General features: G+C 44.9%; 15 protein-coding genes and 1 pseudogene. 9 read left to right on the forward strand and 7 right to left on the reverse strand.

The genetic code is table 11. The features are described from left to right. The first annotated feature begins 117 nt into the window (after positions 1–117). From B4V02_RS23900 to B4V02_RS23920, 5 genes and pseudogenes are all read left to right on the forward strand, one after another. The gene (locus B4V02_RS23900) at positions 118–933 is read left to right on the forward strand and encodes a MerR family transcriptional regulator (protein WP_094156695.1); all 816 of its coding nucleotides are present in this window, start codon (positions 118–120) and stop codon (positions 931–933) included. Between the two features lie 25 nt (positions 934–958). Beyond that, on the forward strand, positions 959–1,225 hold the full coding sequence (locus B4V02_RS27140) for an MFS transporter (RefSeq protein ID WP_094156696.1): 267 nt from the start codon (positions 959–961) through the stop codon (positions 1,223–1,225). Then, positions 1,218–2,417, forward strand: a complete 1,200-nt coding sequence (locus B4V02_RS23910; RefSeq protein WP_094156697.1) for an MFS transporter — start codon at positions 1,218–1,220, stop codon at positions 2,415–2,417. Before B4V02_RS27140 ends, B4V02_RS23910 begins: the two co-directional genes overlap by 8 nt. A gap of 180 nt (positions 2,418–2,597) precedes the next feature. Further along, positions 2,598–3,020, forward strand: a pseudogene (locus B4V02_RS23915) (isocitrate lyase/PEP mutase family protein); the annotation flags it as partial. Between the two features lie 153 nt (positions 3,021–3,173). After that, positions 3,174–3,371: a PaaI family thioesterase gene (locus tag B4V02_RS23920; protein WP_244188400.1), complete on the forward strand. Its 198-nt coding sequence runs from the start codon at positions 3,174–3,176 to the stop codon at positions 3,369–3,371. Between the two features lie 103 nt (positions 3,372–3,474). Here B4V02_RS23920 and B4V02_RS23925 read toward each other — a convergent pair whose 3' ends face one another. Then, on the reverse strand, positions 3,475–3,765 hold the full coding sequence (locus B4V02_RS23925) for an ArsR/SmtB family transcription factor (RefSeq protein WP_043890662.1): 291 nt from the start codon (positions 3,763–3,765) through the stop codon (positions 3,475–3,477). 337 nt (positions 3,766–4,102) lie between these two features. Here B4V02_RS23925 and B4V02_RS23930 point away from each other — a divergent pair, with 337 nt between their 5' ends. The 4 genes from B4V02_RS23930 to lacZ all read left to right on the forward strand — a co-directional run bounded on the left by B4V02_RS23930 (position 4,103) and on the right by lacZ (position 10,317). Further along, on the forward strand, positions 4,103–5,392 hold the full coding sequence (locus B4V02_RS23930; protein ID WP_094156698.1) for an ABC transporter substrate-binding protein: 1,290 nt from the start codon (positions 4,103–4,105) through the stop codon (positions 5,390–5,392). A gap of 102 nt (positions 5,393–5,494) precedes the next feature. Further along, positions 5,495–6,391: a carbohydrate ABC transporter permease gene (locus B4V02_RS23935; RefSeq protein WP_007428202.1), complete on the forward strand. Its 897-nt coding sequence runs from the start codon at positions 5,495–5,497 to the stop codon at positions 6,389–6,391. Continuing rightward, the gene (locus tag B4V02_RS23940) at positions 6,388–7,212 is read left to right on the forward strand and encodes a carbohydrate ABC transporter permease (protein WP_094156699.1); all 825 of its coding nucleotides are present in this window, start codon (positions 6,388–6,390) and stop codon (positions 7,210–7,212) included. The genes B4V02_RS23935 and B4V02_RS23940 overlap by 4 nt, the downstream gene beginning before the upstream one ends. 60 nt (positions 7,213–7,272) lie before the next feature. Then, positions 7,273–10,317 (forward strand): beta-galactosidase, LacZ type, encoded by a 3,045-nt coding sequence (lacZ, locus tag B4V02_RS23945; protein ID WP_094156700.1) that lies wholly within the window; start codon positions 7,273–7,275, stop codon positions 10,315–10,317. A 450-nt stretch (positions 10,318–10,767) separates the two neighbouring features. Here the strand turns inward: lacZ and B4V02_RS23950 are convergent, their stop codons facing one another. From B4V02_RS23950 to B4V02_RS23975, 6 genes are all read right to left on the reverse strand, one after another. After that, positions 10,768–11,052: a hypothetical protein gene (locus tag B4V02_RS23950; protein ID WP_094156701.1), complete on the reverse strand. Its 285-nt coding sequence runs from the start codon at positions 11,050–11,052 to the stop codon at positions 10,768–10,770. An 82-nt stretch (positions 11,053–11,134) separates the two neighbouring features. After that, positions 11,135–11,974: a nuclear transport factor 2 family protein gene (locus B4V02_RS23955; RefSeq protein ID WP_094156702.1), complete on the reverse strand. Its 840-nt coding sequence runs from the start codon at positions 11,972–11,974 to the stop codon at positions 11,135–11,137. Between the two features lie 376 nt (positions 11,975–12,350). After that, a complete protein-coding gene (locus B4V02_RS27285; protein WP_482811892.1) occupies positions 12,351–12,656 on the reverse strand; it encodes a YhjD family protein in 306 nt (101 codons plus the stop codon). A 202-nt stretch (positions 12,657–12,858) separates the two neighbouring features. Further along, positions 12,859–13,053 (reverse strand): hypothetical protein, encoded by a 195-nt coding sequence (locus B4V02_RS23965; RefSeq protein WP_094156704.1) that lies wholly within the window; start codon positions 13,051–13,053, stop codon positions 12,859–12,861. A gap of 777 nt (positions 13,054–13,830) precedes the next feature. After that, entirely contained in the window at positions 13,831–14,115 is a 285-nt protein-coding gene (locus B4V02_RS23970; RefSeq protein WP_094156705.1) for a recombinase family protein, read from the reverse strand. A 15-nt stretch (positions 14,116–14,130) separates the two neighbouring features. Beyond that, on the reverse strand, positions 14,131–15,321 hold the full coding sequence (locus B4V02_RS23975) for a hypothetical protein (RefSeq protein ID WP_094156706.1): 1,191 nt from the start codon (positions 15,319–15,321) through the stop codon (positions 14,131–14,133). Between the last annotated feature and the right edge of the window lie 94 nt (positions 15,322–15,415).

The raw sequence follows: 15,415 nt of genomic DNA on the forward strand, positions 1-15,415 counted from the left end.
GTGGAACTGTTCTAAATTTTCTTTTTTCGCCGTCTGCTTGACTCTCCCCTTAACGGGAAAGTTATACTTCGGAAGAAGTGAGCAGAAGCGCAATATTGGATATTAAGGGGTGCATTTATGTTCAAAATCAGCGAGTTTTCGAAGATAAGCCAAGTGTCTGTCAAGACGCTTCGGTACTACGACCAGCTGAATTTGCTCAAGCCGGCCCATACCGATCCTTACTCTGGATACCGATACTACACTGCCGATCAGTTATTTCAGCTTCACCGCATTTTGGCCTACAAAGAACTGGGGTTCTCGTTGGAGCAAATTCGCCGGATGATCGACGAGCAAATTCCGCTTGAGCAAATCAGAGGGATGTTCCGGATCAAGCAGCACGAGATTCAGTCCATTGTGGACAAAGAGCAGGTCAAGTTGGTTCGCATTCAAGAACGGCTAGACGCCATCGAGCATGAGGGAAAACAGGGGGGGACGCATGATGTCGTGCTGAAAGAAGTGGAACCGCAATTGGTGGTGTCTTATCGGCAAAGAACTTGTTTTCGACAAATTCCGGAGATGTTTCGGCAACTGGACGATTATTTGGGCAATGCCGGTCGAACGTCCTTGTCGCAGACCATTTTGTGGCATGGCTCTGAGGAAAGCGATGAAGATATGGACATTGAAGCAGCTCGGCTGCTAGCCGACAAAATGCCAAGCCGGCCGCCCTTTGCAGTCCAACGGTTGCCGGGCATTCCGCTAATGGCCACGCTGATCCATCATTGCCGGACGACGAGCCGCTGCACTGCAAGCACGGAACTGGCGCTGTGGATTGAGCGAAATGGTTATGGAATGATCGAAAACGAACCGCGGCGCGAAATTTGCATCCCTCATGAACAGACAGGCGATCCTGAAGCTTATGTCGCGGAGGTGCAGATTGCCGTCGAGAGAGCTTAGTTTAGGCGTAGGAGGGGGAGAGAGAGTGGTAGTGTTGACAAGACACCAAAAGTTATTGACGTTGAATTTGTTTCTATTAACCTTTGTGCTGGGGACGAGCGAATTTGTTATTGTTGGGCTGCTTACAGAAGTAGCGGCTGAATTGCAACTCGACATATCAACGGTCGGGGCGCTTGTATCGGCGTTTGCCTTGTCGTTTGCCGAGCAGCTGCCTGCTGCTTTTCTTTTATCTCGATTATGTACCAATTGGTATTTAATGTGGCTGATCAATACGGAGGGATACTATGTCTAAGGTTGCTTTGAATCAAGCCGAACCGTCGAAAGCTAGCATTCGCAGCTGGCTGGCGATCGTTGTTCTCGGCATTGCCATGTTTACTATTGTTGCCACTGAATTCGCTCCGATCGGACTGCTATCGTTTATCGCTTCCGATCTTGGGCGCAGTCCCGCAACGGTAGGGCTCATCGTGACGGCCTATGCGCTGATTGGTGCAGGCAGCGCGTTGCTGTCCGCCGTACTGCCGAACCACTTCCCGCGGAAGCCGCTGCTAATCGGGCTAATGTTAGTGCTGGCTGCCGCAAACGGACTTGCGATGATCGCCCATTCGTTTCCGGTTCTGATGCTGGCGCGGGTTATCGGGGCGCTATCGCATGGCGTTTTCTGGGCAATGGTGGCCGCGCTTGCGACACAGATGGCTCCTCCGAACCGGAAGGGCCTTGCGACTTCGATCGTTTTCGGCGGCATGTCGATTGCAAACGTGCTGGGTGTTCCGCTGCTCAACCTGATCGGACAGACGTGGGGCTGGCGTTTGGCATTTGGCATCCTCTTCGCGGCCAGCATGCTCACGGCGCTGTTAATGGCCATCGTGCTGCCGCAAATAAAGGCCGAAGGATCGGTCGGATTCGCCACCCTGGCCAGTGTGCTGCGTAGTGGGAGGCTGTGGCGTGTCTATACGGTGGCGATCTTCACGGTAGCTGCGCATTTTGGAGCGTTCACCTACATCGAGCCGTATCTGAGAAACGTCCCTGGCATTGCTCCCGCTATGATCGCCGCTCTGCTCTTTGGCTTCGGGGTCGCCGGCTTGCTCGGAAATGTGCTTACCGGGGCGCTGATCGACCGCTTCATGAAGACGGTTATCGCCGTATCACTACTGCTTATGTGCATATCGCTCATTGGTCTGGGCACGTTCGGGCTCAGCTCCGGGGTATGGCCAGTACTGGCTCTGCTCGTTGTTTGGGGCACGGCAATCTCGATACTTTTTATTGGTATCCAGACATGGGTATTGCGAACAGGTGGGGCGGCGGCTATCCCGGCGTCAGCCGTGTATACGACCGTGTTCAACTCCTCTTCCGGCGTGGGAGCCGTTCTAGGTGCATTCGTTTTGAACAATGCCGGTTTGTCTTCCATTATGACCTCGGCCGGTCTGGTTATCGTCATGGCTTTTACTATCGTTGTTTTGGATCGTGGGGTGAGGAAGACATCATAACGCTGGGGAGGATGTGGAGCCCAGAAAAGCTTCGTCTTCGGTACCAATAGCGTGACGGGTAACCGATATGCGGGCAAGTTGCTCGGCAAGCATTTATCGAGAACTGGTCAGTATCATTTGGGTATGATCATCGTTCGGACTCACTAAAAAGAATTTCAGTGGTGCAGAGGGGCTAAAGGTATGAGCAAAATTCAGGAGTTTAAAGTATTACATGAATCAAACGAGCTTTTATTGTTAGGAAATGCATGGGACTTGTTTTCTGCGTTGTCTCTGGAGAAAGCCGGATTCAAAGCTATCGGTACGACCAGTTGGGGAATAGCAAAAAGCTTGGGTTATCCAGATGGTGAAAGGATTGAATTTGACACAATATTAAATCGCATAAAAACGATATTGGATCATGTAAACATCCCTGTTTCTGCCGACATAGAGTCGGGTTATGGAAAAGATGAGAAAACGATAGTCGAGAATGTATTGAAACTTGCGGATATAGGCGTTGCGGGGATCAATATAGAGGATTCTTGCAAGGATCAAGCAGGACTCAAACCATTGAACGAACAATGCAAGCTTTTATCGAATATAAGAATGGCATTAGAGAAGAGCGGCTAAGTCTCGGCGGCGCCATATATCGGAAGCTTCAAGCGTTACTGGACACGTGCGCGGCTCATATTTATGAATCTCAGGATACGTCTTTGCTATTCGATTGAATACAGAAAGGATAAACCTGTAGCCATTGCCACCGGTTAAGTCCTGTTTGAGATGGAGGCGACCCAAAGCCACTCCAATCCCCAAGGAACACTAAATGGAGGCGTAACAAGTACGCTTGCAGACATTGCGATAGGCGTGGCTTTCGGGACAACCCTTCAACCGGAGGAGAGTTTTACGACCATTGAATTAAAAATAAATTTTTTGACGAGAACCAAAGTCTTGTGGCCTATGCAACAAGTACTTGCATGATCCTTCGTGGAGATAAAGCAAACACTAGCCCTCAACAGCGCGGTTCCTCTTAGGCCGCGTCTTTTGTATTCCCTTCATAGCGAACGATAAAAAGAATTTCTTTCTACAACGTATCCAGAAATCCGGGTAAGTAAGTTTGAAATGTCTCCAAATCGATGCTCATATACTTCGCTTGAGCTTCTTTTCGTACCTTGATCAATTTCGCCTCCTTTAAAGTACGCAAGTGGTACGAAGTATTCGATTTCGTAGTATCGCGAATGTGTCCTACTTCTCCACAATTCATCTCCTTTTTGCTGACGTATAGAGTTCGTATAATGTCCAATCTTGTTTCATCAGCTAATGCCTTAAATATTTTGACTCTGAGCTCATCATTTATTATTTTTTGAGTAGTCATAAAACCATTGTACTAAGATACCGCTACAAATCAAGTCTTTAGATAAATACCACCATAAAATCCGAATACCTATAAAAAATATAGGCTGAACTTAAAAAATGCGCATGTAAAACGGAGTGGGTGGAATGGTGCTATAAAAAATACCTAAATCCAAAAAAAGTACAAATGTAAGCGGTGCCTTTTTTGATAATTGATAATAATAAGACAAATCCGTATAAAGATATTCCTAACTACCCACAAAGCAAGGATGATAAACTAGATTCATAAATAAGGTAACCGCTTTCAAAAAGCTTTACATGATGAGCAGCTTATAAAAAAAGAGTAGGGGTTGAACGAAATGAAAAAAATGTCTTTTCTTTTGCTGATCGCAAGCTTGATCTTGCTATCTGCGTGTTCCAGCAATACTGAGAAAGCAGCTACGACCACAGATTCAGGCAAAAAAGAAATCACCGTCTGGGCTTGGGACCCGAACTTCAATATCGCGGCCCTGAAGCTGGCAAAAGATCGCTACGTTGCCAAACATCCTGATGTAAACGTAAACATTGTTGAATATGCTCAAAATGATATCGTACAAAAAATGAATGCCGGCCTCAACTCCGGTTCTACCAAGGGATTGCCAAACGTGGTTCTGATCGAGGATTACCGGGCACAGAACTTCCTGCAAGCCTATCCGGATTCCTTCCATGATATGAGCAGCTCGATCAAAGCATCCGACTTCGCCGATTACAAAATCGGACCAACCAGCTACAACGGCAAGCAGTATGGTGTTCCATTCGACTCCGGTGTTATGGGTCTGTATGTAAGAACGGACTATCTGGAACAAGCCGGCTACAAAGTAGCTGATCTGACCAATATTGATTGGGACAAATTCATTGAAATCGGTAAAGCCGTAAAACAAAAAACAGGTAAAGAAATGCTCACTCAAGATCCGAACGACCTCGGTCTGATCCGTGGTATGATCCAATCCGCAGGTTCTTGGTACCTGAAAGAAGACGGTAAAACACCAAACCTGGCAGGCAATGCAGCTCTGAAAGAAGCGCTCTTGACGTACAAATCCTTGTTCGATGCAAATATTGTTAAAATGAATGCCGACTGGAGTCAATTCCTGGCAGCCTTCAATAGCGGTGCAGTTGCTTCTGTACCTACAGGTAACTGGATTACGCCTTCGATCAAAGCAGAAGCTTCACAATCGGGTAAATGGGCTGTTGTTCCTTTCCCTAAATTGAAAAATGTACCTGAATCCGTGAATGCTTCCAGTCTCGGCGGCAGCTCCTGGTATGTCCTCAACTCGGACGGTCAAGATACCGCTGCTGATTTCCTGAAAGAAACATTCGGTTCAGATCAAGAGCTGTATCAAGATATGCTGAGCAAAATTGGAATTGTCGGTTCATTAAACGCAGCTTCCAGCGGTAAAGCTTATGACGTGGCAGATCCGTACTTCGGTGGCGACAAAGTTTACAAGAAATTCGCAGAATGGACCAAACAAGTTCCAAAAGTCAACTATGGCCTGCATACGTATGCCATTGAGGACATCATGACCGTTGAGATTCAAAACTACCTGAACGGCAAAGATGTAGACGCAGTTCTGAAAGATGCTCAAGGACAGGCAGAAGCACAGCTTAAATAAGACAGTCCATGTAGCCAAGGCTAAACAATAAAACGATAAGCACTTAAAACCTTGGGCTTGCGAGTTCAAGGTTTTAATGCTGTATAGGGAGTTGATATGGTTATGAAGACAGCCGCGCCCAAAATGACTACAACACGTCTCAAAGCAGGTATGACAGGATGGTTGTTCATATCCATCGCAGTGATCATGATTGCGGCCTTTTATTTTTACCCGATGATTCAGGCGCTTATCTTGTCTTTCAAGACAGGTACAGGGTCTAATCTGACCTTTAACGGTATTGATAACTACAAGCGTCTGTTTACGGACAGCATGTTTATAACCGCCGTGAAAAATACGTTTATCTATTTAATTTTCCAGGTGCCTTTGATGGTTATTCTGGCACTGTTCATTTCAGTATTGCTGAATGATAAAAATCTGAAATTCAAAGGCTTTTTTCGCACAGCCATCTTCTTGCCTTGTATTACATCGCTGGTAGCCTATTCCGTTGTATTCAAGTATTTGTTCTCGGCTGATGGTCTGGTCAATTCCCTATTGCTGAATCTGCACGTGATCGGCACGCCGATCCAATGGATTACGGACCCCTTCTGGGCCAAGGTTACGATTATTATCGCGATCACATGGCGCTGGACCGGGTACAATATGATCTTTTACCTGTCCGGTCTTCAAAATATTGACAGTTCCATCTATGAAGCAGCCCGTATTGACGGTGCTTCCCCGATCCGACAGTTTTTCAGCATTACTGTTCCGCTGCTTAAACCGATTATCCTGTTCACCTCGATTACATCGACCATTGGTACACTTCAGCTCTTTGATGAAATTATGAATATTACCAAGGGTGGACCAGGCAACGCGACATCTTCTATTTCGCAATATATTTACAACCTGTCCTTCAAGTATTCATCCGACTTTGGTTATGCGGCGACCGTCTCCTACTCCATCGTCATCATGATCATTATCTTGTCGATTATCCAGTTCAAAGTGGCAGGTGAGAAAAAATGATGAAAACGAAAAGATTATTTACGTATGCCTTTCTGATCATTGTATCGTTCGTTTCCATTTTCCCGTTCCTGTGGATGCTGTCCAGTTCCACCAACCTGTCGGTCGATGTGACGAAAGGCAAGCTCCTGCCCGGCTCTCATCTCATGGATAATATGCATAGTCTGCTGGAAAAGGTGGATATCGTTACAGCACTAAGCAATTCTGCAAAAGTCTCAATCTCAACTACACTGCTGGCTATGCTGATTGCATCCCTGGCCGGCTATGGCTTTGAAATTTACAGAAGTAGAGCCAAAGACGTGGTCTTCAATATTCTGCTGATGTCGATGATGATTCCGTTTGCGGCGATCATGATCCCGCTTTACCGGATGTTCGGCAGTATTTCCAATGTGATGCCTTGGATCGGTATTGATACACTCTCATCTGTTGTCATTCCGACCGTCACTACGGCGTTCCTGATCTTCTTTTTCCGCCAAAGCACCAAGATGTTTCCGAAGGATCTGCTTGAAGCAGGCCGTATGGATGGATTGTCCGAGTTGGGTCTGTTCTTCCGGGTATACATGCCTACGATGAAAACAACCTATGCTGCTGCTGCAATCATCACGTTCATGTCCAGCTGGAACAACTACCTCTGGCCTCTGATCGTGCTGCAAACGCCCGAGAATCAAACCATCCCGCTGTTGATCTCGAACCTCGGCTCCAGCTATGCACCTGATTACGGTGTCATCATGATCGCTATCGTCCTGTCCACACTGCCGACTGCACTGGTATTCTTCCTGATGCAGAAGCACTTTGTAGCGGGCATGGTTGGCTCGGTAAAATAACAGATTTTTGAACGGATCACCGATACCTTCATTTCATTTTAAAAATAAGGAGTGTTCGCCTTGACCATCCGTATCCCCAGTCTGGACTGGCTCACCGATGTGACCAAGTTCGCGGTAAATCGGCTGCCAGCCTATTCCGATCATAAATATTACGCCACGCTTCAGGAAGCAGAGCACCAGGCCGATATGGCCTGGCGCCATAGCCTGAATGGGAACTGGAAGTTCAACTATGCAACGAACCCGGCCAGTCGTCCGGTGGAATTCTATGCCCCTGGCTTTGAGTATGGCGGCTGGAGCGATATCCAGGTGCCGGGCCATATCCAGACGCAAGGTTTCGGCCAAATGCAATACGTGAATACGATGTATCCGTGGGACGGACATTCGGACGTTCGCCCACCGCATATTCCAGAGGATCACAACCCGGTAGGAAGCTATATTAAAAGCTTTGTTTTACCGCAAAATATGAGCTCCGACGGGCAACCTGTGTTTATTTCTTTTCAGGGCGTCGAATCGGCCTTTTATGTGTGGTTAAATGGAAGCTTTGTCGGCTACAGCGAGGACAGCTTTACACCGTCTGATTTTGAATTGACACCGTTCCTGCAAGCCGGCGAAAACAAGCTGGCGGTAGAGGTATATCAAAGAAGTACCGGAGCGTGGCTGGAGGATCAGGATTTCTGGCGTTTTTCCGGCATTTTCAGAGACGTATATCTGTACACGATTCCTCATGTTCACGTACGCGACCTGCATGTGAAGGCTGACTTGGATGCCTCCTACACCCAGGGTCTGCTGGAGCTGGAATTGAGCCTGGAAAAACCGGCAACGGCCTATGCAACCGTCGATGTGAAGGATATTGCTGGCCAGATAGTAGCCTCTTTGAAGGCCGACTTTACAGATGGCAAGGCTTTGCTGTCTGCAAGCCTGGAGCAAGTACAGCGCTGGAGCGCGGAAAAGCCCTATTTGTACACGTTATTCATTCAAATTTATGATGCCGATGGAACACTCGTGGAGGTTATCCCGCAAAGGATCGGCTTCCGCAAATTCGAGATGCTCAACAAGGTCATGCACCTGAACGGCAAACGCATCGTCTTTAAGGGTGTAAACCGACATGAATTTAACGCACGCACCGGACGTGCCATTTCCCGTGAAGATATGCTGTGGGATATCCGAACACTCAAGCAAAACAATATGAATGCTGTCCGTACCTCTCATTATCCGAATCAGACCCTATGGTATGAGCTGTGCGATGAGTACGGGGTATACGTAATTGACGAGATGAATTTGGAGACACATGGCTCCTGGCAAAAGCTCGGCGCAGTTGAGCCTTCCTGGAATATTCCCGCCAATCTGCCCGAATGGCAGGATATTGTTATGGATCGTGCCATTTCCATGCTGGAACGGGATAAAAACCATCCGTCCATTCTGATCTGGTCCTGCGGCAATGAATCATACGCGGGTGAAGTGCTGCGCAACGTAGCCAACTATTTCCGCGCCGCCGATCCAAGCCGTCTAGTGCACTACGAAGGCGTATTCCACAACCGTACGTACGATGACACCAGCGATATGGAGAGCCGGATGTACGCCAAGCCCGCTGATATCGAGCAGTATTTGAACGACAATCCGCAAAAACCGTATATCAGTTGCGAGTACATGCATGCGATGGGTAATTCCGTAGGCGGCATGCACAAATATACCGAGCTGGAGAACAAATACGAGCTGTATCAAGGCGGTTTTATTTGGGATTACATTGATCAGGCGGTCATGAAAAAAGATCGCTATGGACGCGAGTACCTCGCTATCGGCGGCGACTTTGACGATCGTGCCACAGACTACGGCTTCTGTACGGACGGCATTGTCTATGCGGACCGGAAGGTTTCGCCGAAGATGCAGGAGGTCAAATTCCTGTACCAAAATCTGAAGCTCAGCCCTGATCGGAACGGCGTAACCATTCGCAACGAAAACCTGTTCGAGGGAACGAGCGATTACGAGTTGGTATACAGCTTGCTGCATGAAGGCCAAGAGATCGCACGAAATGTGAGTCATGTGGATGTGGCGGCTCAGACCGAAGCCTATATTCCACTGACGTTCCCAAGTACAGACGGGAAGCCTGGGGAATATGTCATTCACACGGCGCTTGTTTTGAAGGAAGCCACGCTCTGGGCTGAGGCCGGGCATGAAGTAGCCTTTGGACAGCATATTTTCATCGTGGAAGATTCAAAACCGCTGAAAGCCACTACGGGTGGTGTTCTGCGAGTGGTACATGGCGATGTGAATATCGGTGTTCACGGCACAGATTTCAGTATCATGTTCTCCAAAGGAGCAGGCAGTCTGACCTCGCTGCGTTACGCCGGACGCGAGATGATCGCTATGCCTCCTGCCCCGTTGTTCTGGCGTGCAACCACGGACAATGATCGGGGAACCGCGCTGGGCTTTGAAGCCGGGGGCTGGTTCGCTGCGAGTCTGACACGTAAATGTGTGGGCATCGAGGTCACGGAAGAGCAGACAGACCGTGTGACCGTTACATTCCGCTACACATTAAGCATTCATGCAGGCGTACAAGTATCGGTAGCCTATACCGTCTTGGCCGATGGCAGTCTGAACGTAAAATCCACCTATGAAGGCGTATCAGGATTGCCTAACCTGCCGATCTTTGCCCTTTCGTTCAAGGTTCCGGCGGACTACCGCCATCTGGACTGGTACGCGATGGGACCGGAGGAGAATTACATCGACCGTGCCTTCGGCGCGAGACTTGGCGTATTCCGCAACGAAGCTGCGGATAACGTATCCGGCTATGTCGTGCCACAGGAATCCGGCAACCGTACAGGCGTTCGCCGTGTCGATATTACCGACGATTCCCGGCGAGGCATTCGCATTACCGCACCTGCCACCGCGCCTGTGGAATGCAATATTTCGCCGTATACAGCGTTTGAGCTGGAAAGTGCATACCATCTGTATGAACTGCCCAACGTGTATTACACCGTTGTCACTGTAGCTGGCAAGCAGATGGGCGTAGGCGGCGACGATAGCTGGGGCGCTCCCGTACATGAGGAATACCAGATTTCAGCCGATCAGAAGCTGGAATTTGAGTTTACTGTGCAACGGGTATAAATAAATATTGAGTGGATGCCGGTCTCTCCTTTCTTGCCAGCCTGTCTGTTACAGGTACTCAGGCTGGTTAAAACCAGCCTTCGGGGTTTGAACTAGCTCCATGAAATCAAGGGTGTTCCTGGATCGCTACAGAAACACCCTTGATTTCTCTAATAAATTACGACTATATTAAAACTGGTGTCCATAATCAACTACTGTATACATATCGAGTAGAATCTTCTGAAGCAACAGGCTTGTCCCAATGCTTTTCATGAAAAATTCAATTCAGATCACATATACTGTGACTTCGCCTTTATCGTCTGGAGCTAAATACTCTGCCAGATTGGGTCATGTAAACCGATAGATACCAGGATGAAAATATATTTGTTCGTTTTTCGAACAAAAACAACCAACTGCAGGAACTGGCACAAGTAACACTAAAAGACGCTTCCGGTTTTCCGGAAAACGTCTTTAATAATCTTCGATCCATAAAGATACAAATATAAATAAGACATAAGCTAAAAGATAGAGTCCCATCACACTAAAGAGGATAATCCATATAAGACGGGTTTTAAACGGGGATATGATTTTTTTCCATGGTCTAAGAATTTTCTGACGGGTAGGCAGCAACTCATATTCTATCTTTTTCAAAACGTGTTCCGCTTTTTCTTCATCTCTAAGTAAAAGTTCACTCCATAATTGTTCATATTGCTCTCTAATTACTTCTTTACTAGAACTATCTTTTAGCAAAACCATTTGTGACCTCCATAGATCATATAGTAGCAAGAAGACCTGAAGAACTATTTCCTAATCTTCAGATCCCCTTGCATCCTATATTTTAATTTCCGTATACGTGCCCTCTTAATTTCACAGAATTACCAAGTTCCTCATTTGTAGCTTTTAAGTACACACTGGAAAGTTGCCGCCCTGTGTATACAGTTTCATAAAAAGCCGCTCCATTCCAATAATTGAAACCAGTATGGAATGTCTGCCCGTAAGCATCATCACTAAAAATACCTTTTTCCACAATACTATATCGAACAGCACACTTTGACAGGCTTCCAGGAATCTGCTGCCACCCCGTAATACCTACTCTGTCCTCAGTCATGTTAAACCGACCACTATAAATGTGATCACCGGCACTGACCCAAACAGTATCACCACCATAACTTGCAAGTTCAGTAGATAAAGGCTTGACAGACGATGTATTATTCTCCTCTGATTGAGACTGGATTAATTTTTCGACCTTTTTACTTTTTGTCTCTTGCCCACCTACCAGCACCTTCCAACTATCACCTTTTTTAATGATCGGGTATGTGACTGTATTGATTGAACCATCATCTTTTCTAGTTAATTCAACCGTAGCAGTATAGGTGTCATCAGAAGCTGAAACGATATTTTTGATGCTGACATCGGAGAATGGGTTATTACTTACTGATTCCTTATACTCTTTCAATTGTTCCTGTTCGCTCTTAAATCTCGTATCTATCACCCATTTTGCTGCTTCCGAAGCATCTCCAGATTTGGCTGCTTCCACATAATTTTTTATCGATTGTTTGGCTAATTCCTCATTAGAAGCACTTTCCGCGCCCGTAAGACTAGGGAATACTGACATGGCAAGCAAAGGAATCAATAACATTGTCTTTTTTATTTTACCATTAAAGCTTAAAAATTTCATTCATCTTCCATCCTCTCTTTTTTTTACATAAGTACCTTACCTCGTTCTGGAACAAATGTACACTACAAACATGTAAAATTTTTGTAATGTCGTCCTTCAACGCTGATGGAAAAATCCAAGCTCTACGTTTTCCTAATGAACATGAATACTCATCCTCCTTTTTACATACATACACAACAAATGACATTTAATTCATAAATCATTTGTTACTTTACATTTCTTCATAAAAAACGAAATACCTTCGGATATTATTTCCATCTCTAATAATTTCAAAGAAAATTTTTTAATAGGAAAATAATAAGACCGACTACCTGTAGTTGACGCAAGAAAAGAGTGATTTGTATCGCTCTCTTTCACATAGATCATTCTATCTCGGCTATATCCCTAAATATGCTGCCAGCCGCACTTCTGTATCTGATTTAACCTTGCCCCATAGTAACCTTGCGTCATGTACATACCCTCGGAAAAGATATTTGGCCATTATACAATTCTCCATTTGATGCTGGTCCAGAACCTTGATTCCTCGTTTTCTTATTGCCTGCCGCACTCGGTACTGGTACTTGATTACACAATCCTGTATCTTTTTCAAATGCAGTTCAAACAGATGGCCCAACTTAAAATTAGAATCTTTCATCTTCTTTAGATTCAGCTCCAAAACGGTCAGCAAATAGGGAAGCTCCACGTACTCAATGACCAGCCGCAAATCCCCCCACTATCTTTCTGCATTTTCCACTTCACCACAACCCATTTTTCTCAGCTCACACCCCTTCGCCTTTGCTTAAATTATTTCCTAAAAAAATACAAACATAAACAGCTGTACGATCAACAACCCAAATAGCCCGGAGGATGCACCCCTAGGCTAATTTGGATAACTTGATTCCAGTTTATTTTTCAAATTGAAGAAACAGTTCATATGCATCCATGAGGTCATGTACTTCTTTCAAAGTCAATTCATTCTTTTGTCTACTCTCTTTTATCCATCTAATAATATATCCGCCGGCAACCATCTCTTTTTCCGAGCCCGTTCCATCAGGTATGATGTCCCGAAGCTGGTTCAAAACAAATTCAACCCTCTCCATACACTCACCACCTATTCAAATTAATCTTTCCCTGTTGGCGATTATTTGTACTCCTTTACATATTCGAAAAATTTTTTCTTGAATATACCAGTCATTAAATTTCAATCCACGGATACTATTCTTCAGCTCCTTCAAAATATTTTCGTTGTTCAATATATATTCAGGTGCGATTTGATATGAGAAAGATAAAATATATTCTATCAGATTGAATCAGTTTCTATCAGATTGAGTCAAATTGACTCATAATGGCACACAATGACTCATAATGACTCATATTGATTCATATTGACACATAGTGATACAATACTAACTATAGAAGACGACGAATACATTGTTCTTACATAATTGTATTCGAACTATTTTAAGCAGAAAAAAACCGTAACCTATAATGGCTACGGTTCAGACATCGGGAAGCTGCAAGTAGTATATATGTAGGTAATCCGTTGACTCAAGAAAATAATAGTAGAGTAAGAGGATTACCAAACTTTGGTCGGTGGGGTAATCCTCTTACTGTTTTTTAATCAAACAGATATACGTTAACAGCGCTAATAAAGAATTAAAGCATGTAAAAATCATCATAACAATGCTCGATACAATTGTTACTGTCTCCATATTTTCGCCTCCCTCCGTTTTTACGGAGGACCTGCATATAACGGAGCTTTTTAGCAACCCGAATGATAATATTATATACTATCAACAATCTGCTAGTATAGTACCTCGCAAGCCAGAAAAGGATCTGAATCAGATACATGCATGAATTTATTACAATTTTCTCACTTAGGTACGATTTTTTTCATATTCCCCCACATACCTATAAAAACTCGTTTTTCCCATTCTTAATTCACGTAGGGCATCGGATGCAGTAATCTTCCCGGATTTCCACTTATCATATATCTGGATAAATTCCGGCCCGATCTGTCTCCTGGGGCGACCAAACTTCACCCCTTCCTTTTTAGCAACAGCGATCCCTTCTGCTTGCCGGACGCGATTCTTTTTTCGCTCCAGTTCGGCTCCACACGCCAGCATACTAAGGAACTGGTCTTCCAGTAGCGTTGTTGTCAAAATAATCCCTCCCTGTTATTCTTCAAGATCTTGCAGCTTTTTTTGAATTTTACGTAATGCCTTTGATATGGGACTGTGATTGGCATAGCCCAGCTCTTTTCCAATCTCTGATAAATTCGTAGTACCATTTCGCAGCATAACCACGACCTGCTTTTCTTTATGATCTAAAATAGTCATAAAATCCTGCCAAAACATGCGTTCGTCCACCTCGCTATATGGACCTATAACGGGGATCGTATCGGATAGCTCTACAAATTTCACTCTGTATTTGGATCGTTTCTTATAAAGCTTTCGTTCAAAATCTTCTCGTTCATACGACCACTTATTTGAAAAGTCGTCTTGAACACGATTTGATTTAACGGCATCAATCAAAGCTCTTAGCATTCCTTGAGAATCAGCACGTTCGACGACTTCAATAAGTACGTCCCAGGCTTCTTCCTCACCTTCCCATATCTGACCGCCTATGAGCGGTCGGTATACGGAAATTGCTTCTGGAACATTATTTTCGGCTTTTTTCAGCATCTTGGCTTGCTTCGCGTTCTCGATTTCCGCTCGCGGAAATTGCTTCAAGCGTTCCTCAATCACCATATTTACATAAGGCAGCCAAAAATCGAGATTGTGCGCCAACACTTTGATTGGCTCGTCCTCACTAAAATATTCCATTTTTGTACGAGAATTAAGGAGAGGCCACACATAATAAGCGAATGCTTTTGCTAACCTGAGATCAAAGTCCATTGGTAGGTTTCGCTCAATAGTCCAATTTCGCTGAGAATAGGGCCATATACCGGATCTTAAGAGAGGTAAACCAAAGGCGATTAAGATCCGCGCTGGCAATAAATGATACAGTGGCGAATACGCATAAAACCGATTCTTTTTGAGTTCCGGTATTAAGTAAATATTTTCTTCTCGGAATCGTTTTAACCAGCTCAAATTTTTGGGGATATCCTGTTCATGAAACAAATTTCGTATTTGTCCCATTTCCCATGTCATATTCCATTGAGATATAAAGCCATCAAGTTCAATCGTTTGTTCTTTACTGTAATATTCCTCGGGTATATAGACATATTCTGGATTTTTAGCTTCATCAGGTACCAATACATACTGGAAGATAAAAGCCGAAGATATATTCCGCAGTGTAGGGCTATATTCATTGGCCGATTTAGTAAGATCTGATTCTAACAATTGTCTTTCGATTATTTTCTTCATATTTGATCCCCCCTATTTCATTCTATTTATATAACGACAGTTTTTATTATTTTCGTTCCAAGTAAGAGCAGATAAATTTACTATACTTCAATCC

This window comes from Paenibacillus kribbensis (assembly GCF_002240415.1).
In the GTDB taxonomy this organism is placed as follows: Bacteria; Bacillota; Bacilli; order Paenibacillales; family Paenibacillaceae; genus Paenibacillus; species Paenibacillus kribbensis.

Excerpts from the sequence above, each read along its gene's own strand:
- B4V02_RS23900 (WP_094156695.1), top strand. The coding sequence starts at position 118 with ATGTTCAAAATCAGCGAGTTTTCGAAGATAAGCCAAGTGTCTGTCAAG.
- B4V02_RS23910 (WP_094156697.1), top strand. The coding sequence starts at position 1,218 with ATGTCTAAGGTTGCTTTGAATCAAGCCGAACCGTCGAAAGCTAGCATT.
- B4V02_RS23920 (WP_244188400.1), top strand. The coding sequence starts at position 3,174 with ATGGAGGCGACCCAAAGCCACTCCAATCCCCAAGGAACACTAAATGGA.
- B4V02_RS23925 (WP_043890662.1), bottom strand. The coding sequence starts at position 3,765 with ATGACTACTCAAAAAATAATAAATGATGAGCTCAGAGTCAAAATATTT.
- B4V02_RS23930 (WP_094156698.1), top strand. The coding sequence starts at position 4,103 with ATGAAAAAAATGTCTTTTCTTTTGCTGATCGCAAGCTTGATCTTGCTA.
- B4V02_RS23935 (WP_007428202.1), top strand. The coding sequence starts at position 5,495 with ATGAAGACAGCCGCGCCCAAAATGACTACAACACGTCTCAAAGCAGGT.
- B4V02_RS23940 (WP_094156699.1), top strand. The coding sequence starts at position 6,388 with ATGATGAAAACGAAAAGATTATTTACGTATGCCTTTCTGATCATTGTA.
- B4V02_RS23950 (WP_094156701.1), bottom strand. The coding sequence starts at position 11,052 with ATGGTTTTGCTAAAAGATAGTTCTAGTAAAGAAGTAATTAGAGAGCAA.
- B4V02_RS23955 (WP_094156702.1), bottom strand. The coding sequence starts at position 11,974 with ATGAAATTTTTAAGCTTTAATGGTAAAATAAAAAAGACAATGTTATTG.
- B4V02_RS23965 (WP_094156704.1), bottom strand. The coding sequence starts at position 13,053 with ATGGAGAGGGTTGAATTTGTTTTGAACCAGCTTCGGGACATCATACCT.
- B4V02_RS23975 (WP_094156706.1), bottom strand. The coding sequence starts at position 15,321 with ATGAAGAAAATAATCGAAAGACAATTGTTAGAATCAGATCTTACTAAA.